24 protein-coding genes are annotated in these 26,351 nt (G+C 60.8%); 3 read left to right on the forward strand and 21 right to left on the reverse strand.

The genetic code is table 11. The features are described from left to right. Positions 1-285: 285 nt before the first annotated feature. Positions 286-771, reverse strand: a complete 486-nt coding sequence (locus AC1Q6Y_RS23045) for an adenosine-specific kinase (protein ID WP_057715369.1) — start codon at positions 769-771, stop codon at positions 286-288. 360 nt (positions 772-1,131) lie between these two features. Between AC1Q6Y_RS23045 and AC1Q6Y_RS23050 the strand changes: the two genes are divergently transcribed. Continuing rightward, positions 1,132-2,148 carry a hypothetical protein gene (locus AC1Q6Y_RS23050; protein ID WP_492625221.1) on the forward strand — a complete coding sequence of 339 codons (1,017 nt, stop codon included), beginning with the start codon at positions 1,132-1,134 and terminating at the stop codon, positions 2,146-2,148. A gap of 297 nt (positions 2,149-2,445) precedes the next feature. Here AC1Q6Y_RS23050 and AC1Q6Y_RS23055 read toward each other — a convergent pair whose 3' ends face one another. From AC1Q6Y_RS23055 to AC1Q6Y_RS23105, 11 genes are all read right to left on the reverse strand, one after another. Next, positions 2,446-2,796: a copper-binding protein gene (locus AC1Q6Y_RS23055; RefSeq protein ID WP_492625222.1), complete on the reverse strand. Its 351-nt coding sequence runs from the start codon at positions 2,794-2,796 to the stop codon at positions 2,446-2,448. After that, a complete protein-coding gene (locus AC1Q6Y_RS23060; protein ID WP_492625223.1) occupies positions 2,793-5,951 on the reverse strand; it encodes an efflux RND transporter permease subunit in 3,159 nt (1,052 codons plus the stop codon). The genes AC1Q6Y_RS23055 and AC1Q6Y_RS23060 overlap by 4 nt, the downstream gene beginning before the upstream one ends. Next, on the reverse strand, positions 5,948-7,432 hold the full coding sequence (locus tag AC1Q6Y_RS23065; protein WP_492625224.1) for an efflux RND transporter periplasmic adaptor subunit: 1,485 nt from the start codon (positions 7,430-7,432) through the stop codon (positions 5,948-5,950). The genes AC1Q6Y_RS23060 and AC1Q6Y_RS23065 overlap by 4 nt, the downstream gene beginning before the upstream one ends. Beyond that, complete coding sequence (locus AC1Q6Y_RS23070; protein ID WP_492625225.1) at positions 7,429-8,685, reverse strand: TolC family protein; 1,257 nt, start codon at positions 8,683-8,685, stop codon at positions 7,429-7,431. Before AC1Q6Y_RS23070 ends, AC1Q6Y_RS23065 begins: the two co-directional genes overlap by 4 nt. A 100-nt stretch (positions 8,686-8,785) precedes the next feature. Continuing rightward, positions 8,786-9,127 carry a hypothetical protein gene (locus AC1Q6Y_RS23075; RefSeq protein WP_057715362.1) on the reverse strand — a complete coding sequence of 114 codons (342 nt, stop codon included), beginning with the start codon at positions 9,125-9,127 and terminating at the stop codon, positions 8,786-8,788. Between the two features lie 92 nt (positions 9,128-9,219). Beyond that, positions 9,220-10,128 (reverse strand): MurR/RpiR family transcriptional regulator, encoded by a 909-nt coding sequence (locus AC1Q6Y_RS23080; RefSeq protein ID WP_057715361.1) that lies wholly within the window; start codon positions 10,126-10,128, stop codon positions 9,220-9,222. A 127-nt stretch (positions 10,129-10,255) separates the two neighbouring features. Next, entirely contained in the window at positions 10,256-11,020 is a 765-nt protein-coding gene (locus AC1Q6Y_RS23085) for an ABC transporter ATP-binding protein (protein WP_057715360.1), read from the reverse strand. 18 nt (positions 11,021-11,038) lie between these two features. After that, positions 11,039-12,151 (reverse strand): succinylglutamate desuccinylase/aspartoacylase family protein, encoded by a 1,113-nt coding sequence (locus AC1Q6Y_RS23090; RefSeq protein WP_492625226.1) that lies wholly within the window; start codon positions 12,149-12,151, stop codon positions 11,039-11,041. Positions 12,152-12,160: 9 nt separating this feature from the next. Continuing rightward, positions 12,161-12,859 carry an ABC transporter permease gene (locus AC1Q6Y_RS23095; RefSeq protein WP_057715358.1) on the reverse strand — a complete coding sequence of 233 codons (699 nt, stop codon included), beginning with the start codon at positions 12,857-12,859 and terminating at the stop codon, positions 12,161-12,163. A gap of 12 nt (positions 12,860-12,871) precedes the next feature. Next, the gene (locus AC1Q6Y_RS23100; RefSeq protein WP_057715357.1) at positions 12,872-13,561 is read right to left on the reverse strand and encodes an ABC transporter permease; all 690 of its coding nucleotides are present in this window, start codon (positions 13,559-13,561) and stop codon (positions 12,872-12,874) included. Positions 13,562-13,652: 91 nt separating this feature from the next. After that, on the reverse strand, positions 13,653-14,429 hold the full coding sequence (locus AC1Q6Y_RS23105) for an ABC transporter substrate-binding protein (RefSeq protein WP_150814841.1): 777 nt from the start codon (positions 14,427-14,429) through the stop codon (positions 13,653-13,655). Between the two features lie 440 nt (positions 14,430-14,869). On the opposite strand from AC1Q6Y_RS23105, the gene AC1Q6Y_RS23110 reads away from it, so the two are divergent. Beyond that, the gene (locus AC1Q6Y_RS23110; protein ID WP_492625227.1) at positions 14,870-15,619 is read left to right on the forward strand and encodes a hypothetical protein; all 750 of its coding nucleotides are present in this window, start codon (positions 14,870-14,872) and stop codon (positions 15,617-15,619) included. A gap of 149 nt (positions 15,620-15,768) precedes the next feature. Here AC1Q6Y_RS23110 and arsH read toward each other — a convergent pair whose 3' ends face one another. Genes arsH through AC1Q6Y_RS23130 form a run of 4 tightly spaced genes read right to left on the reverse strand, consistent with a single transcriptional unit; the run spans position 15,769 to position 18,629 of the window. Then, a complete protein-coding gene (gene arsH, locus AC1Q6Y_RS23115; RefSeq protein WP_102669998.1) occupies positions 15,769-16,464 on the reverse strand; it encodes an arsenical resistance protein ArsH in 696 nt (231 codons plus the stop codon). Positions 16,465-16,475: 11 nt separating this feature from the next. Next, positions 16,476-16,946: an arsenate reductase ArsC gene (locus AC1Q6Y_RS23120; RefSeq protein ID WP_090454846.1), complete on the reverse strand. Its 471-nt coding sequence runs from the start codon at positions 16,944-16,946 to the stop codon at positions 16,476-16,478. Positions 16,947-16,974: 28 nt separating this feature from the next. Further along, entirely contained in the window at positions 16,975-18,258 is a 1,284-nt protein-coding gene (locus tag AC1Q6Y_RS23125; protein ID WP_492625228.1) for an arsenic transporter, read from the reverse strand. Positions 18,259-18,281: 23 nt separating this feature from the next. Beyond that, positions 18,282-18,629: a metalloregulator ArsR/SmtB family transcription factor gene (locus AC1Q6Y_RS23130; RefSeq protein ID WP_090454848.1), complete on the reverse strand. Its 348-nt coding sequence runs from the start codon at positions 18,627-18,629 to the stop codon at positions 18,282-18,284. A gap of 158 nt (positions 18,630-18,787) precedes the next feature. Here AC1Q6Y_RS23130 and AC1Q6Y_RS23135 point away from each other — a divergent pair, with 158 nt between their 5' ends. Then, the gene (locus tag AC1Q6Y_RS23135; RefSeq protein WP_492625229.1) at positions 18,788-19,291 is read left to right on the forward strand and encodes a GNAT family N-acetyltransferase; all 504 of its coding nucleotides are present in this window, start codon (positions 18,788-18,790) and stop codon (positions 19,289-19,291) included. Between the two features lie 42 nt (positions 19,292-19,333). On the opposite strand, the gene AC1Q6Y_RS23140 is transcribed toward AC1Q6Y_RS23135, so the two are convergent. The 5 genes from AC1Q6Y_RS23140 to AC1Q6Y_RS23160 form a co-directional block, all read right to left on the reverse strand. Beyond that, positions 19,334-20,167 carry a DUF2950 domain-containing protein gene (locus tag AC1Q6Y_RS23140; RefSeq protein WP_218498396.1) on the reverse strand — a complete coding sequence of 278 codons (834 nt, stop codon included), beginning with the start codon at positions 20,165-20,167 and terminating at the stop codon, positions 19,334-19,336. 80 nt (positions 20,168-20,247) lie between these two features. Then, entirely contained in the window at positions 20,248-21,795 is a 1,548-nt protein-coding gene (locus AC1Q6Y_RS23145; protein WP_492625230.1) for a DUF3300 domain-containing protein, read from the reverse strand. 165 nt (positions 21,796-21,960) lie between these two features. Next, entirely contained in the window at positions 21,961-23,238 is a 1,278-nt protein-coding gene (locus AC1Q6Y_RS23150) for a peptidase MATCAP family protein (RefSeq protein WP_492625231.1), read from the reverse strand. An 87-nt stretch (positions 23,239-23,325) separates the two neighbouring features. Continuing rightward, positions 23,326-25,452 (reverse strand): TonB-dependent receptor family protein, encoded by a 2,127-nt coding sequence (locus tag AC1Q6Y_RS23155; RefSeq protein ID WP_492625232.1) that lies wholly within the window; start codon positions 25,450-25,452, stop codon positions 23,326-23,328. Positions 25,453-25,558: 106 nt separating this feature from the next. Further along, the gene (locus AC1Q6Y_RS23160; RefSeq protein WP_057715344.1) at positions 25,559-26,299 is read right to left on the reverse strand and encodes a Mut7-C RNAse domain-containing protein; all 741 of its coding nucleotides are present in this window, start codon (positions 26,297-26,299) and stop codon (positions 25,559-25,561) included. Positions 26,300-26,351: the final 52 nt, after the last annotated feature.

Consider the following 26,351-nt stretch of genomic DNA (forward strand, 5'->3'; position numbering starts at 1 on the left):
TATACAATTTTTTCTTGTTCGCCGCGCAAAAACTTGCATGGCCATAGAGCACAATTTTTTAAGTCGCTTAGTCATGCATAATAACCACGGGCTGCTCAGACCCGATGGAGAGCAGTAGAAGCGGACTTCATCGTATAAGGATCTGCTCTGCAGGTAAACATTTTGACTTGATTCGTTACATCAGGAGGCTGGCCGGGCCAGCATCCCGGGACGGTGTGAACTGCTCTTGCGCAAGGCATTCAGGCAATTTGTTACGTCATGTGGTGTGCCAGCACGTTCTGCAATTCACTGCTTGTAGCCAATCTGCCGCAACAGGTTCTTGCGCCACAGGATGTCTTCATCGCCTTCGATGTCATTGGCACAAAAGCCATCCACTACACCAAGGATCGCTCGCCCTTGCTGCGTCTCAGCGAGAATCACTTCGGTTGGATTGGCTGTTGCACAAAAAATACGGCATACCTCTGGAACCATTTTGATGGTGTTCAACACGTTCAGCGGATAGAAACCGTCGCCCAGGAAAATGATGAAACTATGGCCGGCGGCGATGGCTTTCGCATTTTTCTGTGCAAGTTCAATCATTGAGCTATCGGTGCCAGACCATCTCACCAGGCATTGACCAGAGGCTTCACAAAAGGCCACGCCAAACTGGATACCTGGCACGGTATTGACCAGCGCTTCGTGGATGTCCTCGACGGACTTGATGAAGTGCGTCTGGCCCAGAATGAAGTTCGTCGCATCCGGCTTTTCGATTTTCAACGTGATGAGTTGCATCTCAAACGCCTCCTTTCACGATGTTGCCAGGAGAGCCTGGCCACAAACCAAAGCATAGCTACTCATTGGTTATTGCTGCGTCCTCTGTCTGTTTTTGGCCAATTGCTCAACGCGTGCCTTGGACCTGATATGTGGTCGTTGACACTTGGGCTGAGGGTACTAATCTAAGATGTGTGGGAATATTTCCCACGCATAGATACCAGCTGGCTTTGAGGGACCGTACGGATACCGCAGTGGCTCGCTATTGCTGCAGATTGATGGCCGTGCCGGTTGGCGGGCCGCTCCAATGGGCGGCCGGGAACTCACTGGACATTGCGTTCGATACGGAGGTGAAAACGCAACTCCAATCGGAGGTGCATCATGCTGCTCAAGAAATGTTTGTTGGCTCTGGCAATAGGCGGGGTACTGTCGGCATCGACTGTCCTGGTGCCCGATTACATCAGTAGTTTCTCCAGCGTGTATGCCAAAGATGGCGGCAGCGGCGGTGGTGGTAGCGGCGGAGGCGGTGGCGGTCACGGCGGTGGCGGCGGTTCCGGAGGCGGTGGTCACGGTGGTGGCGGCGGCTCCGGAGGCGGTGGTCACGGTGGTGGCGGCGGCTCCGGAGGCGGCGGTCACGGTGGTGACGGCGGTGGCGGAGGCGGCCATGGTGGCGGCAGCGGCAGCGGCGGTGGCTCCGGCAGTGGAGGCTCCGGAGGCGGTGGTCACGGTGGTGACGGCGGTGGCGGTCATGGAGGAGAGGGTGGCGGTCATGGTGGTGACGGCCACGACGGTGACGGTCGTGGAGGCCCGGGACGCGGCGACGCTGACCATGGTGGTATAGCCGGGAACAAAGGCCCGGGCAATGCGCGTGACAACGACAACGCCAAAGACAATGATAACGATGCCGCAGATGCTGCCAGGGACGCGGCCAGGGCTGATGCCAATGCAGCCCGGGACGCTGCTCGGGCTGATGCAGATGCAGCGCGGGATGCGGCAAAAGCGACTGCGGATGCCGCCCGTGACGCCGCCAGAGCTGAGGCGGATGCAGCCCGGGATGCCGCAAGAGCTGCTGGCGTATCGCGCGCAGAAGCGGATGCAGCCAGAGACGCTGCCCGGGCCGCTGCGGATGCAGCCAGGGACGCTGCCAAGGCCGAGGCAGATGCAGCCAGAGATGCTGCTCGGGCTACTGCGGATGCCGCGAGGGACGCAGCCAAAGCCGAGGCGAACGCAGCCAGAGAGGCTGCCAAAGCTGAGGCGAGGGATGTAGCGGACGCCCCGGATGCACCGGATGCACCGGATGCTCCAGACGCACCGGATGCACTGGATGCACCGGATGCTCCAGACGCACCAGATGCACCAGACGCGCCGGATTTCGACACGGCTGAGGTGCAGAACTAGGCCTGCATGTTCGGCATTGAACACTGCAGGCATCCCGTAGATTACGTCCGGGGAGTTTGAAGGACGTATCGGCAATGAGTCGCAAGCCCTGAAGAATCTCGGGGCTTGCGACTTTTTTTCGAAGTCTGTTGCAGGTCCGAAACACTGACGAGGAAGACGCAAAAGAAGACGGAACTGGGCGGGTAAGCAATTGCCAGCCGTTCAAAATCCCCCGAACCCTCCGTTTTTCCTGAACCAGCCGATTTAACGGGTTAGTCCGGCACGACAATATGTGCCGGACACTTCCACCACCGGAATTTACTTGTTAATCGACACGATCGAGGCGCTGTTACCCTCTAGCCGGAAGGAAAACGATACCCGGTCTCCAGGCGCCAACCCTGACAACTGATCTTGCGTCACGGAAAACGCCATCGTCATCGGTGGCCATTGCAGGGCGGGAACGGCGCCGTGGGAGATGGTCACCGTATGCTTCGCAGTATCGATAGCCTTGATCGTGCCTTCGGCATTGGATACCGGAGCTTGTTTTGTTTCCTGCTTCATCGGCATGCCTTCCATGCCGTCCATTTTCATGCCCGGCATGTCCTGCGCGTGGGCAGAAAGTGAAAGCACGAATAGGGTGCTTGCGACTGCGGTCAGGGTGAGTTTCATATGACTTTACCTTGATGTGTGGTGGGTGCAGGCAGGAGGTGTCGGCGGCGCATCAATCGATAGGCTGCCGGAATGACAAACAGGGACAGCAAGGGAGCCGTGACCATGCCGCCGACCATGGGCGCGGCGATACGGCTCATCACCTCACTACCGGTTCCGCTGCCCAACAGAATGGGCAGCAGACCGGCAATGATGACGGCAACGGTCATGGCCTTGGGTCGAACGCGCTGCACGGCGCCTTCACGAATCGCCGCCACCAGCCCGCGTTCAGTGCTGTCACCGAGGTCTTCTCGTTCGGCCCAGGCGTTTTTCAGGTAGAGCAACATAATCACGCCGAACTCGGCAGAAACGCCGGCCAAGGCGATGAAGCCGACCCCCGTGGCGACTGACAGGTTGAAGCCCAACAGATAGAGAAACCATGCCCCCCCAGTCAGTGCGAATGGCAGAGTGGCCATGATCAGCAGGGCCTCATCGAATCGGGCAAAAGTCAGGTAGAGCAACACGAAGATGATCAGCAGCGTGGCAGGCACCACCAGTTTGAGTCGTGCGTTGGCTCTTTCGAGAAACTCGAACTGTCCCGAGTAACTGAGGCTCATGCCTGGCTGCAACCTGACCTGTTCATTGACGACCCGACGAAGATCGGCAACCACCGAGTCAATATCCCTGCCTCGAACATCGATGTACACCCAGCCTGAAGGCCGTGCGTTCTCGCTCTTGAGCATCGGTGGGCCGTCACTGACCTTGACCTTCGCCACTGTGCCAAGGGTGATCTGACTACCCAGCGGGGTGTAGATCGGCAGTCGTTCCAGGGCGCCGAGCGAGTCGCGCCACTCCCGTGGGTAACGTACGCTGATCGGGAAACGTGCCAGACCTTCAATGGTCTCCCCGACATTTTCACCACCGATGGCACCGGCCACGATGGACTGCACATCGGCGATGTTCAGCCCGTAACGAGCAGCAGCCTTGCGGTCGATATCCACATCGATGTAGCGGCCGCCAGTCAGCCGCTCGGCCAGGGCCGAACTGACACCGGGCACGTCCTTGGCCACTCGCTCGACCGCCTGGGTGACCGCATCGATTTCCGCCAGATTGGTGCCGGCAACCTTCACACCGATCGGGCTCTTTATACCCGTCGCCAGCATGTCGATACGGTTACGAATCGGCGGTATCCAGATGTTGGTCAAACCGGGAACGCGCACCACGCGATCCAGTTCCTCCACCAGTTTTTCCTGAGTCATGCCTGCACGCCATTGCTCATGTGGTTTGAACTGGATGGTGGTTTCGAACATTTCCAGCGGTGCCGGGTCGGTGGCGGTTTCGGCACGACCGGCTTTACCGAAGACGTGTTCGACCTCTGGTACGGTCTTGATCAACCGGTCGGTCTGTTGCAGCAGTTGCGCCGCTTTCTGCGCCGACAATCCCGGCAGGGCAGAAGGCATATAGAGCAGGTCGCCCTCGTCCAGCGGGGGGAGAAACTCGCCACCCAGGCGAGACATTGGCCATAGCGCACTGACAAAAACCAACAGCGCGACCAGTAGCGTGATCTTTGGGCGGCGCAAGACCGCGTCCAGGGCCGGCTGATAGATTCGAATCAACCACCGGTTCAACGGATTCTGTTGTTCACTGGGAATTCGCCCCCGAATCCAGTAGCCCATCAGCACCGGTACCAGGGTCACTGACAATCCCGCCGCTGCGGCCATGGCATAGGTCTTGGTGAAAGCCAAAGGGCCGAACAGCCGTCCTTCCTGAGCTTGCAGCGTGAACACCGGAATGAACGACAGGGTGATGATCAGCAGACAGAAGAAAAGCGCCGGGCCTACCTCCACCGCTGCTTCGGTCATTACATGCCAATGACGCTCGCCCTTCAGTTCCTCCCCAGGATTGGCTACGTGCCAGGCCTCAATCTTTTTGTGGGCGTTCTCGATCATCACCACGGCGGCATCGACCATGGCGCCGATGGCGATGGCAATTCCGCCCAAGGACATGATGTTGGCGTTGATGCCTTGGTAGTGCATGACGACGAAGGCAGCAAGCACCCCCACCGGCAGCGAAATGATCGCTACCAGCGATGAGCGCAAGTGCCAAAGAAAGATCCCGCAGACCAACGCGACGACGATGAACTCTTCGATGAGCTTGTGGCTGAGGTTTTCCACCGCGCGGTCGATCAGCTTGCTGCGGTCGTAGGTGGTGACGATTTCCACCCCGGCCGGCAGACTGCTTTTCAGTTCGTCGAGTTTGGTCTTGACCGCTGCAATGGTCTGGCGAGCGTTCTTGCCGCTGCGCAAAATCACCACGCCGCCGACGGTCTCGCCTTCGCCGTCGAGTTCCGTGATGCCACGGCGCATTTCCGGTCCCAATTGGATCGTGGCAACATCGCCAAGGGTCACCGGCACACCGCCCGAACCCAGCTTGAGCGGGATTGCCCGAAAGTCATTGAGCGTTTTCAAGTAGCCGGACGCGCGCACAATGAACTCGGTCTCTGCCATCTCCAGCACCGCGCCACCGGTTTCCTGATTGGCCTTGCCGATAGCGTCGGTCACCTCAGCCTGAGTGATACCGAAGCTGGCCAGTTTCAGCGGGTCCAGCTGCACCTGGTACTGCTTGACCATGCCACCCACCGTGGCCACTTCCGCCACGTTGGGCAGGGCCTTGAGTTCGAACTTGAGAAACCAGTCCTGAAGCGCGCGCAGTTGCGCCAGGTCGTGGCCACCACTGCGATCCACCAGTGCGTACTGGTAGATCCAGCCCACTCCCGTCGCATCCGGCCCCAACGCCGGCTTGGCGCTGGCCGGCAACCGGCTTTGTACCTGGCTCAGGTACTCCAACACCCGCGAGCGAGCCCAGTACAAGTCCGTACCGTCTTCGAACAGCACGTAAACGAAGCTGTCGCCGAAGAAGGAGTAACCACGCACGGTTCTGGCGCCCGGCACCGAGAGCATGGTGGTGGCCAACGGATAGGTCACCTGATTCTCGACAATCTGCGGCGCTTGTCCTGCATAAGGGGTGCGGATGATCACCTGCACATCCGAGAGATCTGGCAGTGCATCAATGGGGGTGCTCTGCACCGTCCAGATACCCCAAGCCGTGACGAACAACGTCGCCAGTAGTACCAGGAACCGGTTGGCCACTGACCAACGAATGAGGGCAGCGATCATGGCTGGCTCCCCGATTTGGCCAGGCGCTCGACACGCAAGCCATCGTCGGTCTGGCTCACCGTGACCCGAACCTTGTCACCCGCCTTGAGGCCCTGCATCAGCGCCGCACTGGCGAGAGGGAAAGTCATCGTCATGCCAGGCATGCCCAGCGTCTTGAAAGGACCGTGGGCGAGCGTAACTTCTTTGTCGTTGATCTCAACGATCTGCCCATCCGCCTCATGCAAACTGGCGGCTGCTCCACTGGCGGGTGACTCTTGCTCGGAGGTAGTAACAATGCCCTTGAGACTGGCCTCGGAATCGAGGAGGAACTGGCCAGACGTAACCACCTTCCGGCCTTCTTCCAGACCTTTCAAAATCTCCGTCTTGCCATCGCTTTCCTGCCCGGGTTGCACCTCCACCGGGCGGTAGCGGCCGGCGTCTTCGGCGAGCATTACCAGGGCACGTCGCCCAGTGCGGATAACCGCCTCACTAGGCACCCACAACACACTGTGCCCGGTCGAGTGTTTGAGGCGGACCTGCGCGGTCAAACCTGGTCTCAGACGCCCGTCGGGATTGGGTAACTCGACACGTACGCGAAGGGTGCGGCTGTCCGGATTGGTCTCGGGCAAAATCGCGCTGACCTTGCCATTGAACATTGTCCCCGGGAAGGCGGGCAGTCGCGCTTCGACTGCCTGCCCCACGGTGATGGCTCCGGCATCCGATTCCGGAACGGCCACGGCGAGCCAGACACGGCTCAAGCCATTGACGCGTGCCAGAGTCTCGCCAGCCGCGACGGTCATACCCGCACGTACGTTCAACTCTTGCAGCACGCCGCTGATGGGGCTGGTGATCGTCAGGTTCGGCTGGACTTTGCCACTGCGCTCTACCTGGGTGATCAGCGCCGCGGGCATCCCTGTGAGCCGCAGTCGCTGGCGGGCCGCAACCAACAGGTCGGCATCAGCGTTGCGCTTGAGGGCAAGGAACTCTGTCTGGGCGGCCGCCCACTCCGGCACCAGGATATCCGCCAGTGCCGCATTGGCTTTGAGCAGGTCGCCTGGAGCATGGGCATAGACTCGCTCCACGAAGCCGGCTGTACGTGCCTGTATCACCGCCACATCACGTTCGTTGAATGCCAGGACACCTGTCACATCGAGGCTGGAGTCAAAGACTCCACGGGTGACGGTCGCAAAACGCAGACCGAGATTCTGGGTCAGACCCGGATCGATGCTGACGGTCGCACGATCCTCGACACCGCTGGCGTACCGGGGAACCAGTTGCATGTCCATGAAGGGGGACTTGCCCGGTTTATCGAACTTTTGCTGCGGGTACATGGGGTCGTACCAATACAGTGCCTTGCGTTCGTCCGGCGAATTGATTTTCTGCTCCCGGGCGGTAACAGGTACCTCGCTCATGCGCGGGTGAGCGAACCAGTAGCCACCGGCAACACCCAATGCCAACGAGACGCCAACCAGCAATGCTCCGTTCCATTTTTCAAGGATCATTGGCCGGACTCCCCATAAGCAAAATACAGACGCGCACTGGTCAGCGCTCGCTGCTCCTCCACGTCGATCTGTTTGAGTCGGGCTTCGATGAGTTCGCGTCGGGCGGCGACAACGGCGTTTAAATCGCCTGTGCCGGCACGGTAGCTGGCCATGCTGAGTTCGACCTTTTCCCTGGCCAGCGGCAGCAGGCTTTCCTGGTTGCGGCTTACCGCACGATTGAGGCGCTCATAGTCAGCCAGTTCATTTTCCAGTTGCTGAGTGTGCTCCCGTGACAGGGCTTCGCGCTCAGCCTCAAGCTGGCTGAGTTCAGCCTGTTTGGCTGCGATTTTGGGGTTTTGCCGGGAGTCAGGAAACAGTGGCAAGTCCCAGGACAATTGCACGCTGACCATGTCGCCGAACTGGCGATCGCGATGTTGATAGTCAAGCTCCCAACTCCAGTCTGACTTTTTCTCCGACTCGGCTTCACGAACCTTGGCTTGCGCTTCGCGGGTCATCGGCGCAAACGCTGCCAGCTCGGGGTGGTGTTGCAGTTTATGGGCGTAGCTCGAGGAATCGACAGGCCACTGCGGCAAGCTGCCCACAGGCTTGTCGTTGGCGGCGGAGCCAATCCAGCGTTTGAGGGCCGCTCGGGCCTGCGCTCTCTGGAGAACCAGATCGTCCTGCTGCTCCGCCAGTCGAGCCGCTTCTTGCCTGGGCGTCACCGCATCGGCGGGTTGAGCGCGACCACCAGCAATCCGGGCCAGGACGGTATCGGTCAGCAGGCGGTTTTCTTTGTAGAAGTCCTGGAACAGCGCATCTTTGCGCTCGACCGAGTAGCTGTTGATCCAGGCCAATGCCGTGGACTGGCGTACGTTCAGTCGTGCAACCCGACGCTCGGCGGCAGCGCGATCAACGGCGGCGTTGGCGACCTCGATGCGAGCTTTGCGTTTGTCACCGTTGGGCATCTCTTGCCTGACCCCGACCATTTGCATGGTCATGAAGTCGTCGTTGATGCTCCAGCGATCCGGGCCGCCGATGGGGTAGTTCTGCACACCTGCCAGCAACTTGGGGTCAGGTAATTCACCCGCTGGAATAGCCGCACTGCTGGCAGCCTGAATCTTTGCATCTTGTGCAGCCAGCGACGGCGCATTGTTTTCGGCCAGGCGCAGCGCTTCATCGAGGGTCAGCGCGGCAGCGAAGCTCGGCAATGCCAGTACGCTTGCCGCCAGACCGGCCACGAGGGACCAGCCTGTGCAATAGCACTTGGAGTTCATGTTTACGATTCCTGTGATCATCCACTGCACGCGTCAAAAAGACATGCGCACAGCCAGTCCATCCCGCTAATACGGAATGAGGCTCAATGTTGGACAGGAATCAAACGCGAGGCGGTCGCCATACCCCGGACGGGGTTTGTACGGGCATGGAATCACTGAAGAAGGAAACCACTACGGGGCTGAACACGGTTACAGGAGGCTTGAGGATCGAGACTTGCAGCATACCGCCTGTCTTGCATTCCTGGCCCGGCTTGCAGGGCTTGCCATGCTCTGTCGGGCTTTTCATGTCGTTGCAGCAGTCCATTCCCATGTCATCCATCATCGCCATGCCCATCGTCTTCATCGGGCACGGTTCTGTGGGCGCCTGGACACCCGCCATCCCGCTGAGGGGAAGCACCAGGCTAATCACGAAAATGAGGCAAAACCGCAGGTAGCGTTTCATGGGCTGGAGTGTAGAGGCTGAAATGGACTCTTTCAATTGGATGAATGTTCTCACAGCCTGCCGGCAAGAAGCGGGCGCTGGATTTCCATCGCTCACTTTTTCGCTGGTTTACCGCTGGCAGGGATGTGCAGGTACGACATCACGCTTTCTGTCAGTTCGGTTGCCAGTTTGACCGCTTCTTTATTGCGTGCCATCACGCCGGCGACCAAGCCTTCGATCAAGGCCAGTACGGCGATGTTGGAACTGGTCAGCACCGGGTGATCGCAAGGCGCAAACAGCGTGTGCTCGGCAATGCCGGTGAGCGGCGAGGCGGGTGAGTCGGTAATTGCCAGCACTGATGCGCCACGTTCATTGGCGAAGCGTGCCAGTTGCAGGGTGTCGAGGGAGTAGCGTGGCAGGGAGATCGCCAGCAGCACGTCCTGGTCGGTGATGGCGGCCAGACGGTAAGCGGCGTTTTCGTTACCGCCCTCCATGCTGATGGCAGTGGCGTCCGCACAAAAGGGCATCAGGGTCGAGGCGGCGAGACCGGCGAAGTAGACACTGTTGCCAAAGCCCAGAATGTAGATTTTGCGCGCTTTGGTCAGGCGAGTGACGAAGGCTTCAAAGGTGTCGGCGTGGTTGTTGCTCGCCGCGGTGGCCAGGTTGCTGCTGGCGCTCTGGAGTTGCTCATGCAGACCAAACGCGCCGCCCGGGCGATGGGCAAGTTCGTTGCGCAGTTTGTCGACCGGCGACACCATCTGCTGCAACGTTGCGACCAGTTCGGCCTTCATGCCGCTGTAGCCACCGAGGTCCAGTGCTTTGGCCAGGCGGTTGACGGCGGCGGGTGAGGTCAATGTTTCGTGAGCCATCTCCTCGATGGTCAGCGTCGCGGCTTTGAGCGGGTGACGCAGGATAAAGTCCGCGACCTTGCGCAATGACGGCGGCAGTTCGGAAACGATTTCCGTCAGTTTGCGCATGACCGGCGCGGCATAGACAGTGGTGTCTTTCGATGGGGTGGGCATATCCGGCTCAACATTTCCTGAAGGTGAGAGAAGGGCTGTGCCTGATGCCCTGACAAGGTTGGCTGGAGTGTATCCGAAGCCAACCTTGTCAGGGCAGCGCCGAGCAGTCGATGGGTAGGCGGCGGTCTTACTTCAAGCTCCCGGCCAGAAACTGCCGGAGGCGTTCGGACTGCGGGTTGACCAGCACTTCGCGCGGGTCGCCGCGCTCTTCGACAACGCCCTTGTGCAGGAACACCAGTTGGTTCGAAACCTCGCGGGCAAAGCCCATTTCGTGAGTCACCACCACCATGGTGCGGCCTTCCTGCGCCAGATCCTGCATGACTTTAAGCACTTCGCCGACCAGTTCGGGGTCGAGCGCCGAAGTCGGCTCATCAAACAGCATCACTTGCGGTTCCATCGCCAGTGCGCGGGCAATGGCCACGCGCTGCTGCTCGCCACCGGACATATGCGCCGGCCAGGCGTTCATGCGGTGCGCTACACCGACTTTGTTCAGGTAGTGCTCGGCCTTTTCCCGTGCCTCTTTCTTGCCCAGGCCCAGCACATGCACCGGGGCTTCCATGACGTTTTCCAGAGCGCTCATGTGTGACCAGAGGTTGAAGTGTTGAAATACCATCGATAGCTGCGAACGCATGCGTTGCAACTGCCTGGGTTCGGCCGCCTTCAGCCCGCCAAGCTTGTTGGCCACCAGCTTGAGCGGTTCACCATTGAGCACGATATTGCCCGCATTGGGTTGCTCCAACAGGTTGATGCAGCGCAGGAACGTACTTTTGCCAGAGCCGCTGGAGCCGATGATGCTGATCACGTCACCGGCCTGTGCTTGCAGGGACACGCCGTTGAGCACCTGGTGCGCGCCGTAACTTTTATGCAGGTCCTGAACTTCAAGTTTGTACATGGTTTGAACTCTCTGGAATCAGTCGCTGAGCAAGCGACCCTGGCGAATGGGGGTAGAACCGGCAACTTTGGCCAGCCACAATCCAGGCTGGGCAAAGCGCAGCCGTTCGCGGGCATAGAGAATGCCGTCGGTGCTGGCGCTCACCACGCTATGGCGGTCGGTCAGCGGGTCGATGACCTCGAACAGCGGATCGCCGACCTTGACCTGCGCGCCCAGCGGTTGCAGAAAACTCACCACACCGGGATGGGGCGCACAGGCGTACTGCGCACCGGCGAATGGCACGGCCTGGCAATGGCTCGGCGGTGCCGCTGGCCAGTCACCGCTGATCAGGCCTTGTTCGGCGAGATACCCGAGAATGGCTTGTGCACTGTCGACGCATTGCTCGCGTTCGGTGTCTGCCATGCCACGCAATTCAATGGTGGTGGCCACGCACGCCAGGGGAATGTTGGCTTGGGGAAACAGCTCGGCCAGGCGTAGCCATGCAATGGCGCAGGCTTCGTCGAAGGCACTGCCGCCCGCATTTTCGGCCAATAACGTGACCCCGGCACCGAGGCGAGCGGCCAGTGACTGCAGGCGTGGCCAGTTTTGCGGCATCGCATACAACAACATGATCGATTCGAAATCGCAGTGCAGGTCCAGCACCACATCGGCGTCGCAGGCATGCTGCAGCAACAGGCGGCGCAGGCCGTCGAGTTCCGAGGTCGGTGCCGGCATGGCGGCGAGGGCATCGCCCATGGCGCGGCGGATGAGTGCGATGTTGGCGTCGGCATCGTTTCCCAATCGGCCTTCCAGCAGCGGTGCAACGGCATCGACCAACTCCGGGAAGTCGCGATTGAAGTTCTTGCCGCTGGAGAACTCGAAGCGCCCCTGATGGGTGGCCTGGAACATCTGGGCGATACCGATCGGATTGGCCATTGGCACCAACTCGATCACCCCGGTCAGGCGACCTTGTGTTTCCAGTTCCAGAAGACGGCGCTTGAGCTCGACGGCGACGCGCATCCCTGGCAATTCGTCGGCATGCAATGACGCCTGGATGTACGCTTTGCGTGCTCCACTGCCAAAACGAAACAGTGACAGCGTTCGTTCGGTGCCCGAGGCACTCCACGGCAACAGGTATTGAATGTGCTCCATAGCAGCTCCTTAGTGCTTGCGCGGTGCCAGATACGCCAGCCAATGGCGCTCGGCCAGCTTGAACAGGCGCACCAGAATGAAGGTCAGGGCGAGGTAGAAGAGGCCGGCGGTGATAAACGCCTCGAACGGTAGATAGAACCGTGAGCTGACAGTACGCGCGGCCCCGGTGATGTCGACGAGGGTGACGATGGAGGCCAGGCTGGTGGTTTGCAGCATCATCAGCACCTCGTTGCTGTACTGCGGCAATGCCCGGCGCAAGGCCGACGGCATGAGAATGCGGCGATACAGGGTCAGGCGTGACATGCCCATGGCCCTGGCGGCTTCGATCTCGCCATGGGGGGTGGATTTCAAACTGCCGGCCAGCAGCTCTGCGCTGTAGGCACTGGTGTTGATCGCGAAGGCCAGGCAGGCGCAAAAGGTGGCGCTGGAGAGGTAAGGCCAGAGCGCGCTTTGGCGCACTGCTTCGAACTGCGCCAGGCCGTAATAGATCAGGAACAATTGCACCAGCATCGGCGTGCCGCGAATCACGTAGGTATAGAGCCAGGCCGGGAAGTTGATCAGCGGTGATCGCGACACCCGCATCAACGCCAGTGGAATCGCCAATACCAGGCCCAGGGCCAGGGAAATAAGCAGGACTTTGAGGGTCAACAAGGCGCCATTGAAGTACAGCGGCAGGTTTTCCCAAATCAGGTTGTAGTCGAGAATCATGGGCGGCTCCCCTCACAATTCGGCGGCTTTGATGCCGACCGAGTAGTGTTTTTCCAGATAGCGCAGCACCAGCAATGACAGGCTGGTGAGCATCAGGTACAGCGCCGCCACCGCGAGGAAAAACGTGAATGGCTCGTGTGTGGCATCCGCTGCGTTCTTGGCTTTGAACATCATGTCCTGCAAGCCGATCACCGAGATCAGCGCGGTGGACTTGGTCAGTACCAGCCAATTGTTGGTGAACCCGGGAATGGCGAAACGAATCATCTGCGGTACCAGAATTCGCCAGAACACCTGCGCACCGCCCATGCCATAGGCCACGCCGGCTTCGGCCTGACCTTTGGGGATTGCCATGAAGGCGCCGCGAAAGGTTTCCGAGAGGTAGGCGCCAAAAATGAAGCCCATGGTGCAGACGCCGGCGATAAAGGGGTTGATGTCGATATAGCGGGTGTAACCGAGCGCCAGGGCAATGCGGTTCACCAGATCCTGGCCGCCGTAGAAGATCAGCAGGATCAGCACCAGGTCTGGAATGCCGCGAATCAGGGTGGTGTAACTTTCCCCGAGCAGGGCCAGCCATTTGAGCGGTGACAGGCGAAAGGCCGCGCCGACCAGGCCCAGGGCAATCGCCAGGGACATGGAAGTCAGGGCCAGGTTTATGGTCAGCCAGGCGCCATCGAGAATGCTCGATCCGTAGCCGTGAAGCATGATGAAGTTCCTCAAGCGAGCGCCGCGAGGCGCGCAAGACAAGCCCGAATCGGCGCCTGCAATAGGCCGGCACCGGGGCTATGGGTAAGGCTTACTTGCCGTAGATATCGAACGCGAAGTACCTGGCCATCACTTGCTGGTACTTGCCGTTGGCGCGAATGGCGTCGATCGCGGCACTCAGGCGCGCAACGTTGGCACTGTCGCCTTTGCGCACGGCGATCCCGGCGCCACGGCCAAAATACTTCGGGTCGTTGATGTCGGGCCCTGTGAGGGTGAAGCCCTGGCCAGCCGGTGTTTTGATGAAGCTCTCATCGGTGTTGACGATGTCGGCGAGGGTGGCGTCCAGACGACCCGAGGCGAGATCGAGAAAGGCTTCATTTTGTGAGGAGTAGCGCACCACGACGACGCCGGCTTTTTCCAGTTGCTCGGTGGCAAAACGATCGTAAGTCGAGGAGCGTTGCACGCCGACTTTCTTGCCCTTGAGGTCCACCAAAGGATCATTGATCACGTTGCCGGCCTTCATCGCGAACTTGCCCGGTGTGTGGTAGTACTTTTTGCTGAAGTCCACGGACTTCATCCGGTCTTCGGTGATTGACATCGACGACAGCACGGCATCGATCTTGCGCACTTTGAGCGACGGGATCATGCCGTCGAACTCCTGAATGACCCACTCGCACTTGACCTTCATTTCTTCGCACAAGGCGTTGCCGATGTCGTAATCGAACCCGCTGACGTTGCCCTCTGGTGTCTTGAAGGAGAAGGGTGGGTAGGCGGCTTCGATACCGATACGCAGGCTGTCTTCGTCGGCATGTGCCAGGAAGCTGAAAGCGCATAGCGCCAGAGCACCTAGAAGTTCTGTCTTGTTCATATTGTTGACTCCTTGGAAGGCATTTGGGGGAAACGGGTGCCCGCCATCCAGGTTGGCGTGGTGGATCAGTCCTGTGATCGGCGAGCCTATAAATGACACAATAAAATTCTATATGCAAATAAACTGAAAATAAACATATCAGTTTTGATCGCGACGATGCTCCATTGGGCCCGGTAGACGTTTTTGCTCAACCCATGGGTAAGCCCTGATGCTCATTTTTTGAACTCGGGCTGAAAGCACTTATCCAAAAAATATGGGAATGTTTCCCACGCAACGATGCCAACTGGCTTTCAGGGATCGTGCGGATACCGCAGTAGCTCGTTCATGCTGCAGATTGATGGCCGTGCCGGTTGGCCGGCTGCTCCAACGGGCGGCCGGGAACTCACTGGACATTGCGTTCGATACGGAGATGGGTACGCAACTCCATGCGGAGGTGCATCATGCTGCTCAAGAAATGTTTATTGGCTCTGGCAATCGGCGGAGTCCTGTCGGCTTCGACTGTCCTGGTGCCCGATTACATCGGTAGTTTCTCCAGCGTGTATGCCAAGGATGGCGGCAGCGGTGGAGGCGGTGGAGGTCACGGCGGTGGCTCCGGCGGTGGCGGTGGCGGTGGCGGTCACGGTGCCGGCGGCCATGGAGGAGAGGGTGGCGATCATGGTGCTGCAGGCCATGACGGTGACGGTCATGGAGGTCCGGGGCGCGGCGACGCTGACCATGGTGGTGTAGCCGGGAACAAAGGCCCGGGCAATGCCCATGACAACGATGCCGCCGATGCAGCCAGGGACGCTGCCAGAGCTGATGCCAATGCAGCCCGGGACACCGCCAGAGCGACTGCGGATGCCGCCCGTGATGCGGCAAAAGCCACTGCCGATGCCGCACGGGATGCCGCCAGGGCTGAAGCAGATGCCGCCCGGGATGCCGCAAGAGCGGCTGGCGTACCGCGCGCAGAAGCGGATGCAGCCAGGGACGCTGCCCGGGCCACTGCAGATGCAGCGAGGGACGCCGCCAAGGCTGAAGCAGATGCCGCCAGGGATGCTGCCCGGGCTACCGCGGATGCTGCCAGGGACGCCGCCAAAGCCGAGGCGAACGCAGCCAGAGAAGCTGCCAAAGTTGAGGCGAAAGACGTCCGAGAGGATATGGCGGACGCCCCGGACGAACCGGATTTCGACGCGGTTGAGGTAGAGAACTAGACCTGCACGTTCGGCAATGAACACGGCAGGCATACCGTAGAAAACGTCCCGGGAGCTTGAGGGACGTATCGGCAAAGAGTCGCAAACCCGAAGCATCGTGGGGTTTGCGACTTTTTTCGGCTATCGAGCCAAGGCGAACATTTCTACAGTCAGATCGCCCGCTGATTCACGCGCTGACTCAGTTCCTGCGCGGACTCTTTGCGTTCCGAGTAGCGATCAACCAGATCGGGGCGATCCCGTAGCAGCAGGGTAAATTTCACCAGTTCCTCCATGACGTCCACCACCCTGTCGTACAACGACGAGGGTTTCATGCGATTGGTGTCGTCAAACTCCAGAAAAGCCTTTGGCACGGAGGATTGATTGGGGATGGTGAACATGCGCATCCAGCGCCCCAGCACACGAAGCTGATTCACCACATTGAAGGACTGGGAACCGCCGCAGACTTGCATGACCGCGAGGGTTTTCCCTTGGGTTGGGCGAACGGCCCCCAACGCCAATGGCACCCAGTCGATTTGCGCCTTGAACACCGCAGACATGGAGCCGTGGCGCTCTGGCGAGCACCAGACCTGTCCTTCGGACCATTGCATCAGTTCGAGCAGCTCCTGGACTTTCGGGTGATCGGAGGGCGCGTCGTCCGGTAGCGGCAGGCCTGACGGGTTGAAGATCCGTGTCTCGGCACCGAAGTGTTCGAGCAACCGGGCTGCTTCCTCGACCAGCAGGCGACTGAACGACCGCGCACGAGTCGAACCGTATAGCAACAGGATGCGCGGTTTGTGCTGGTCGTCGCGCCCACTGTCGATGGGCTGGGTCAGTGATGTGTCGAGATTGGGCAGGGGATGAGTCATGGGGGCTCCGGTCATAGCGTGCCGATGCGGTCGAGTTCCCGCTTCAGCGCATCGCGGTCGAGTTGTGCAAAAGGCAGGTCGAGGAATGCCCGGCAGCGCGTTTCGATGCGCGCCAGGGTCGAGTGGAACGCCGCCGATACCGTCGCGTCATCTCCCTTTATGTCCGATGGGTCTTCCAGGCCCCAATGAGCTTTCAACGCCGGCCCGAAGTACACGGGGCACGCCTCACCAGCGGCCTTGTCGCAGACCGTGATGACGATGTCCGGCGGGTTGGCTTCGAAAGCCTCATTGCCTTTGCTGCTCAAGCCGTCGATGGCGATGCCGGCTTCTTGCAACGTGCTCAGGCTGCGGGGCAGCACCTGTCCCTTGGGGAAGCTGCCGGCACTGATCGCCTCGAAACCTTGCGGGGCGAGATGGTTGAACATGGCTTCGGACAGGATGCTGCGACAGCTATTGGCGGTACACATAAACAGAACGCGCATGGTGATTCCTCTTTGCAGTCGCACAGGGCTAAACGCTCAGGCGCAGGGCCAGGGCAGACAAGGTGATGAACAGAATCGGCAGCGTCAGGACCACGCCGACCTTGAAGTAGTAACCCCAGGTAATGCGGATGCCTTTGCGCTCCAGCACATGCAGCCAGAGCAAGGTGGCAAGACTGCCGATGGGGGTGATTTTGGGACCGAGGTCAGAACCGATGACATTGGCGTAGATCATGGCTTCACGCACCACACCGGTGGCGTCACTGGCCTGAATCGACAGGGCACCCACCAGCACCGTGGGCATGTTGTTCATGGCCGATGACAGTAACGCCGTGAGCAGGCCAGTGCCCAGCGCGGCGCCCCAGATGCCGAATTCGGCCATGTGGTTCAGCGCCATGGTCATGTAGGTGGTCAGTCCGGCGTTTTTCAGCCCGTACACCACCAGGTACATGCCCAGCGAAAAGATCACGACCTGCCAGGGCGCCTCGCGCAGCACCCGTCGCGTTGAAATCACATGCCCACGCGCAGCCACGGCGAACAGCATCGCGGCACAGACCGCTGCAATGGCACTGATGGGAATGCCCAAGGGTTCCAGAGCAAACAGCCCGATCAGCAACAGGGTCAGGACAATCCAGCCGACGCGGAAGGTCAGGGGATCACGCACGGCGCGTCGCGGGTCCATCACGTCATCGAGAGAGTAGTCCCTGGGGATGTCATGCCGGAAAAACCAGTACAGCACCACGAGCGTGGTCGCCACGGCAACGAAATTGACCGGCACCATGATGGCCGCGTACTCGCTGAAGCCCAGGTCGAAGTAGTCGGCCGAAACGATGTTGACGAGGTTGGACACCACCAGGGGCAGGCTCGCCGTGTCGGCAATGAAACCGGCCGCCATGACGAACGCCAGGGTAGAGGCTGGCGAAAAACGCAGTGCGAGCAGTATTGAAACAACGATGGGGGTCAGGATCAGGGCTGCACCGTCGTTGGCAAACAGCGCGGATACGCCGGCCCCCAGCAGAATCGTGAAGACGAACAGGCGCCGCCCGTCACCCTTGGCCCAGCGCGCCACATGCAATGCCGCCCACTGGAAAAACCCGGCCTCATCGAGCAGCAGACTGATGATGATGAGCGAGATGAAGGTCGCGGTGGCGTTCCAGACAATGGCCCACACCAGTGGAATATCGTCCAGCGTCACGACGCCTGCCAGCAGGGCCAGGATGGCTCCCAGGGCGGCGCTCCAACCGACGCCAAGGCCCTTGGGTTGCCAGATGACCAACACCATGGTGAGCAGGAAAATGATAAACGCAGTAAACATGCGGAGTCTCGATGAATGAAGGGTCAGCAGCAGGCGGAAGTGTTGAGTGGACGGTCGCCCATCGCGGCAAGACGAGTGCTGTCGTCCGCAAGCCAGTCGGCGTTTGCCAGCAAGGTTGTCTCGAGAACGTCGCGAACCCACGCGGGCAGATCGGGATTGAGCCGGTAATACACCCACTGCCCCTGGCGACGGTCGAGAAGCAGGCCACAGCCGCGAAGCTGGGCAAGGTGGCGGGAAATTTTGGGCTGACTGTCGTCCAGGGCGCAGACCAGCTCACACACGCATAACTCGCCTTCACGAGTGATGAGCAAAGTGGCCCGGGCGCGGGTTTCGTCGGACAGACATTTGAATACGGCAGCAGGATTGAGCATTGGCGTGGCTCGATACATATGGTTATTCGAATATACGATTTTCCATATGTATTGTGCAAGCCGCTCGGGCTCGCGAAGGGAAGGCTCGGCCCGAACAGGTTGTTCAGGTATGAGATAGACTCGAGCCCATTCGGCACAAGGCACAGGAGAGGCGGTGAATGGAATCATTTAGCGTACGCGAGCTGAAAATGACGGATGCTCAAGCGTTGCTGGCTTTCGAAATCCAGAACCGTGAATGGTTCGAATCCCATATCGATGCGCGCGACCCTGCTTTTTACTCGTTGCAGGGTGTCGCCGATCATATCGAAAGCTATTTGTCCGATTTCGCCATCGGCGCCTGGCACCCCTTTGTCATCGAGGATTCCAGTCAGAGAATCGTCGGTCGAGCCAATCTGAAAAGCATCGACTCATCGTCGGGTTCTGCCGAAGTCGGCTATCGGATCGATCAACGCGTGTGCGGGCAGGGGCTGGCAACACGGGCGCTGAGGCACCTGATCCAGGAGGCCCGGATACGCTGGGGACTTGCGCAACTGGTTGCGTATGCCTTCAGGGAGAACGCCGGCTCCAGAAAAGTCCTGGATCGGTGCGGATTCAAGCTTGAGCAACCCTCCTGCAACGACAACACGGGGGGCGAAGATCGATTCGTCCTGTCGATCAGATAACTGCGTTCAACCATTCTGAAGGCTTGTAGCAGGTCACGCCTGCTACTCCTGATCTTCAGGTACCTCTTTCCAGCTGTCATCCGGATCAAAGCGCTTCATCGCCAGCGCCAGTTTTTCACCTTCGGGCCCCAGGTCTTTTTCGAATACCTGTCCTTCATGACTGATCATGAAACTCATCACACCGGTGTCGTTGTACTTTGCCGGCCAGGCGATCAGCGCAAAGCCGCGGCTCATCTTGTCACCGATGAGGTAGCTGTAGGCGCCACCCGGTGCCGAAGGACCCTGGCCATGAAGGATGCGGAAGCGGTAGCCATGCCACTCTTCGTCGGCAATGGCTTTGCCGAACGAAGGCCCCAGCGGGCTGATCTGGCCGCTGTCGTCTTCGGCCCAATAGAGTCCATCGTGCATGCCGGGGGTGCTGAAGATTTTCTGCGCATACTCGAGTGCGCCATCATCGTCCCGATCCACTGACGCATAGTCCATCTGGGCGTCGTGATAGGCCAGCACCGATTGCACCGCGGCAAGTTCATTGCGGCCGATTTGACGTGCACGGATCTCTGCACTGCCGGCCTTCATGTCGAAGCGCCAACCGTTCTCGTTCTTTGTAAGGGGGATAGGCAGTGTCCAGTTCTCACTGCCGACCGCCAGGACAGCCTTGCGGTCACTGGTGTTTTCAAAGTGGTGTTGCTCGCGGTACTGCTGCAAGAACGCATCCACATCTTTGCGCTGCACGCCTTCGCGGGGGATGTAATTGTGCCAGTCATTGCCCAGCAGTTCGGTCAGGCGTGCCTGGTCGGCGTGTTCCGTGCCCAGTGCTTCGACAAAGGCTTCCGCGGCCTTTTCCGGGGTTGGAAAGGCCTGCTGTGCCGTCGCCATGCACGACCACAACAAGCCGGTGGCTATAACCAGGACATGAGGGAGCAAGCCCGTGAGTCCCTTCAATCGAGGATGGTTGTTCAACGACGGCCCCCCCTTTGACGCGATGGTGGATTGGACGGCCGGCTGACCTGGTGGCCGGCTGATCGCGAAGCACTGGGGCGTTGGGCGGAAACCTGGCTGGCCCGGCCACGATTGGCCTGGACGTTGGCCTGGGACGGTGAGCGTGCGCCGGCGAACGCATTGTTGCGGGCACTGCCGGCACTGGCGGCAGGCCGTTTATTCGTCGCTTGCCGCGTCTGCGCGGAGCCTTCTCTGCGCTGATTCAACTGGGCGCTCTGGTTCCTGGGTTGCTGGGTCTCTCTCCTGGGTTGCTGGTTCTCCCGGGTGTTCCTGGCCGTGCCCTGGCTTCTGTCCGCCGCCTTCGGTCTGTCTGCACCGGCCTGTAACCGGTCGCCGCCCGAGGCCCCGGACTGGAGTTTGCGTGTTTGATCACGGGCTTCGCGGTTGCTGGTGGCAGGTCGTTCGATACCGTGCCTGTCCATTGAGGTGCGGGCATTTTCACGGGCCTGGGCGCGTTGGGCATTGTCCCCGCGATAGGCTTCACGCTGGTTGGCACCGTTGAGTTGGCGGCCGTACTGTGCGCGGCTTGCGTTGTCTCGATAGGGCACGCCATTACGGTGCACCGGGTTGTGTTGCCATTTGTTGTTGGTGATCCGGTTGTTGGCATTGATGTTGTTGTAGCGATTGACGTCGATGTCGATGTCGTTATTGCCCCAGTCACATTCACCCCACAACGATCCAATGATCGCCACTCCGGCACCAAACGCGAGTCCGGCCATCAGGGCCTGACCAGGGTAATAGGCCGGTGGCGGTGGATAGTACGCGGGCGGCGACGCCGGATAGGGCCAGGTGCCGTAGGTGGTGGTCGGGTTATAGGTGGGGACGTACACCACCTGCGGATCGGCAGGCTGAATGATGATGGTGGAGTTGCTGGCGGGGGCCGATTCAGGGGCTGGAGCCGGTGCCGCAGTCGTGGTCGCCGGTGCCGGTGCCGCGACATTCTGGATCGTCACGTTCTGATACTGGTTGCTCTGCAGATTGCCGGCTGCCTGTGCCTGGCGCCGCAAGCGTTGCGCGCTTTCCATGACATCGTCGGGCTGCGCCAGGAAGGCATCGCCCAGGCGCTGGACCCAGACGGGATCCTGTCCGAGCAATGCCAGAACCTGCGGGAAGGCAACCAGTGCCTGCACGCTCGGATCCCAGGGCTGGTTCGCCACCTGTTTGACCGCGTCGTCACCCTTGGCGTCCGGGTGCGCTTTGGACCAGTTGACCGCCTCGCCGACTTCCCCGGGGTAGGTGGTGGCCATCAGCACCTGTGCAAACAGTGGGTCCGGGTAAAGCGCAATGGGCGCCAGCATCTGATCCAGTTGTTCCTGGGTGAATACCGGATCCTTGGCCACCGGGGCGACGGGCGCTGCATTGGCTGTGCTTGCCGGTGCGGGGGCTGCGGCAGGTGCCGGAACCGGGGCCGGTGCTGCAGCGATCCCCTCCGTACCCAGTGCCAGGCAGGACGATCCGCTCAAGAACAGTACGGCCGACAACGCGTAAAGTAATGGATTGTGCATTGCACCCCCCATGGGGTCAGGCAGGCTTGAAATGAGTGGATCAATCCCTGGCAGGTGAAGCCGACTTTGCAAGCCACAGAGCCTGACCTCGACACCGCTTCCTAATGGTAGCAGTTGATTTTAAAAAGCCAGGTTGACTTTCAAACGGTGTGATCCTGTTCCTGGTCAATGTGCACTGGCATCGCTTTCGTGTTCTTCGGCGAATGCCATGAACACATCCAGGTCCAGCACCTCCAGCTTGATCTGGGCGATGAACGCCGAGAAGGCCAGGTTGGCGGCCAGCAGGCGCAGGTCGCTGGCCCAGGCCGGAAGATAGACCGGCCCCTTGAGCCAGCCAGACTCGAACAGGGGCGCCAGGCGCACGGTGTCAGCCAGGCTGAGGCGCCCTGCAAACAGATGCCCGATCAGTTCCGGCCGGTTATCGCGGATAGCAATGCGCAGCAGGGTGTGGACGCCGAGCAACCCGGTCAGGTAGGCGGCGTCCTTGGTGAACGCCGAGCCGCCCCGCAGGTCGGCACCGCGGAACACCCGTTGGGTTGAGCGGAAGGATTCCTCTTCTGTCTGTCCGGCCGCCAGAAAGCCTTCGAACACCTGGATGAAATCCGCACCCTCCAGCGCCTGCTGGACGGCGAGCACGCGCAGGGCCAGGCGCCGCAGACGGTTGATGTCCATGCTGCCGGTGAACAGTTCGGCCAGGGTGGCAATGCCTTCCTGGGTCTGGGTGGTGCGGGGCGCCCCCAGGCCCAGGCTCGTGAGGTTGGGCTGGCGCGCGCCGTTCTGTGCCGTGGCGACATGCACGAACGCCTCGTGTTGCAACAGCTGATGCTTGTCCAGTTCCGAGAACAGCGCGCTGGCCCGCAGGCGAATGCGGCTCGATCCGGCGATGGCCTTGGCGGCCAGGTTCGGATCGAGCACGACCGTGATTTGTCCGACGCCGAAGAATCTGTCCAGTTCCGGTTGAATCCAGGCGGCGAACGCCTTGGCCGGGATCTCCGCCGGGCAGGGTGGAATCCGCGCATTGCCCAGCAGGGCGTCGGTGGTCTTGAGGAAGAACCGGGCCGCGTCAAGCATGCTCAGTTGCAGGCGTGTGTAATAGAAATCCGGGCGCCGGTACAGGGCGGATGAATACTGCGTAAAGGCGGGAGTACCGATGGCTCCCAGCATGTGCCCGGCCGTGGCATAGCTACGGGCGGTCATGGCCAGGTAATTGCCGGCCGGATGCCCCACATCGCAACGGCGGATAAAGGTTTCCAGGGCGGCGATGTCGGCGCTGTGGTCGCGGGGTTGCAACTGGACCTTGGGTAACTCGGCCCGCCCGCCGCGCCATTTCGCCAGGAAGTCTTCCTCGACACCGTCCGGCCAGGACAGGGCATCCAGCACGCGGATCTTGCGGGTCAGGCCGGGCAGGGCGGCATCGAGTTCGGACAGGGCGGCGGCGCTCATGGATAGCTCCTTGAGGGACGAAGTGACGTTACAAAAGCTTAGTCGTCGCGCGCGGTTGTGTGCGTTTACGAAGTGAGGTAAACGGCCTCAGAGCAGGCTCCACGACACCCCGATGTACATTGCCATGCCCTCGCCGGGGGTGGATCGTGCCGCGTCCAGCCCTTTGTCGTCGTAGCCCGGCGTGACCGTGGCGGCATAGTGCTTGTCGGTCAGGTTGCGCAGGTCCAGCCAGGTCTGCCAGTCGCCCTTGGGCGCGTTGTAGCCCAAGGTCGCGCCGAATATGGCATAGGGATCGGCGTAGTAGCTGTTGGCGTAATCGACTGCCACCTTCGACACCCATTGCGTGTTGACCGCGGCGAAGAAGCCTTGTGGCCAGTCGTAGCGCAGTTCGCCCTGGTAATAGTGCATCGGCAGACCCGGCAGGCGGTTGTCGCCGAAGCGCTCATCGTCGCGGTAGTGGAAATCACTGAAGGTATAGCTCTGGCGCAGGCTCAATTGGCCGCCATCGTCCGGCGACCAGAGGGGGGTCAGCAGGCTGGCTTCCACGCCCTGGTGCACGGTCGGGCTGGCATTGAGCTCGTAGGGCGTGGTGGCGTTGGCGTCCGGCAGCACCGAAAGCAATTCGTGGCGCACCTGGGCGTAGTACCAGGCCAGGCTCCACTGCCCCAGCGTGCTGTCGCCACGGCCGCCGATTTCCAGGGTGGTGGCGGTCTGGTTTTGCAGCGTGACCGGTTCGCGCTGGGCGCCCGTGGCGACGCCACTGCCGGCGGGGAATCGGATGTTCGAGCTATAGATCAGCGACCACGGATGTGGCGCCTCGACCGAGCGGCTGAGATTGCCGAACAGTTGCAGGTCCGGTGTCAGTTGGTAGCGCAGGCCCACGCGCGGGGCGTAGTCCCAGTCGTGCAGGCTGGTCTTGCCACCTTCCTGCGGGTAGGTGACAGCGCTTTCACGGCGGGTGTAGATCGCGGCGAGGCCGGTGGTCAGCCACAGGTCGTCGGCGATCTCCAGGTCATTGCCGACATGCAGGACCGTGTCCGAGCCCTGGTAGGTGAAGTTGCGAATCAGCGTGCCCGGTGCGTAACCGGCGGTGTTGCCGGTGGGGATGCGCACGAACTCGCTGGCACCGGCGTTGGGCAGGTGTTTGGTCACTCGCAGACCCAGGGTGCTTTGGCTTTCCAGCCCCCAGAGCGTGTCGCGACGCTTGTAGTCGAACGTGCCGCTGACATCCGTGTACGCCACCTTCAGGCGGTTGGGGCCCTCGCTCAGGTCCATGGGATAGTCGTGGTAGACAAGGCCGGTCTGGATGCTCGAATTGTCATCGATGTACCAGGTGGTCTTGTTGCCGATAAAGGTGCTGCCCGGCTCGTCGCGGCGGTCGTCCCGCGCCACGTAGGCCGGGTTGGCCGCCCGTGGGTTGTGCTCGATGGAGTGTTTGGTCACCCGTCCCGCGAGATCGTTGTCGGTCTGGCGGTGACGCAGGTAGAAGCGTGTTTCCAGATTGGGGTTGAAGCGATAGCCGAAGTTGGCGATGACACCCTGGCTCTCGCTGGCCGTGTGGTCCTGATAGCCGCCGGCGTTGGCGTCGGTCATGGCCACGTAGTAATCGAAGGCGCCGAGCACCTGTCCGGAGCTGACCTGGCGCTGCTGATAGCCGTGACTGCCCGTTGCGTAGCGTACCTGCAACTTCGGCGCGTTGTAGCCGGTATGGCTGACGTAATCGATGGCACCGCCCAGAGCCAGGGCGCCCCGGTCGAATCCGTTGGCGCCGCGCAGCACTTGCACATGGTCGAGCCACAGCGGTTCCAGCAATTCATAGGGCGTGCCGCCGGGGCCGGTCAGCGGCAGACCGTCGAGCATGGTGTACAGCCCGGAGGCGTGGGCGCCCGGTGCACGGTTGATCCCCGATCCGCGGATCGAAATCTTCACCCCTTCGTTGCCCGCCGACTGGGCATAGATCCCCGGCTGGTAAGCCAGCACATCCTGATTGCTGGCCACGCGGCCCTGCAACGGACGGCGCATGTCGACCACGTTGGTGCCGCCGGGCACCTGGGCCAGCCGGGCCCTGGCGTCCTCGATCCCCTGGTCTTCGTCGCTCTGGTCCTCAGCGCCAATCAGCACTTGTCCCAGCTCCAGGCCCTGAGCCTCGGTCATGGCCGGATAAACAAGGGCCAGGCCCAGCAGCGCAGCGGGCAAGGAATGAGGCGAGGGCATTGGGAAAACTCCAGACGTACGGGAACGGGCAATGAACAGTGCGACGCAAGAAGGAACGAAGGGAGCACATGGCAATTTTGTTATTTTGCCCGCCAAGGACTGGCGGCTATCGATTCAGCAGCGGTGCCAGCAATGCGCACATACCGCGCCAGTGCGAGCCCTCCCAGTAAACCCGTTGGCAGGCGTCGCAGCGCAGGAAGTGCGAATAGAGGACGCCAATGCGTGGCGGTACCTGCGTCCGGGCCAGTTCCAGGCTGATCTCGTGCAGCGGCAGGTTGCAATGCAGGCACAGGCTGAATGGCCGCGCACTACGCGCCAGGTCGAGGCGCTCGTACAATTCGCGCAGCTGCAGCGACGGTTTCAGGGCATGCACATAACAGCCGTGGCTGATGATTCGCCGCTTGAGCAGTTCGCGGTCGCGGGTCAGCACGATGCGTCCTTGCTGCGCAGCGATCTCGGCGATCTCGCTATCCTCGAAGCCATTGTCGTAGAGGGTGTCGAAGCCGCTCATGCGCAGCAGGCTGGCCAGCCCGCCAAGGTGCGCATCCGCGACGAAACGCAGCACCCGTAAAGGTTGCGCACGAACCTTGAGCAGCGGGCTGATGTCCAGCGCTTCGAACTTGGGATACACCGCCAGCCGGTCATTGTCGAGGATCACCCGCTCCAGGCCCACCGACTCGCCGTTGAGCAGCACCAGTTCGACCTCGGTGTGCGGTATCCCGAGCGCCTCGATCATGTGCTTGACCGTCGCCCCTTGCGCGCACTCACAGGTGAAGGGTTGCCGCCGCCGTTCGGCCGGCAGGAAATCGTTGAGCTCCTCGTAGAAGCGGAAAGTTGCACTGGTCATGTTGAACAGTATGGCAGGGCTGCAGTGTGGTTGTTCTGGTGTTGATGCCAGC

The sequence above is a fragment of the Pseudomonas sp. GW823-FHT06E10 genome (genome assembly GCF_058794995.1).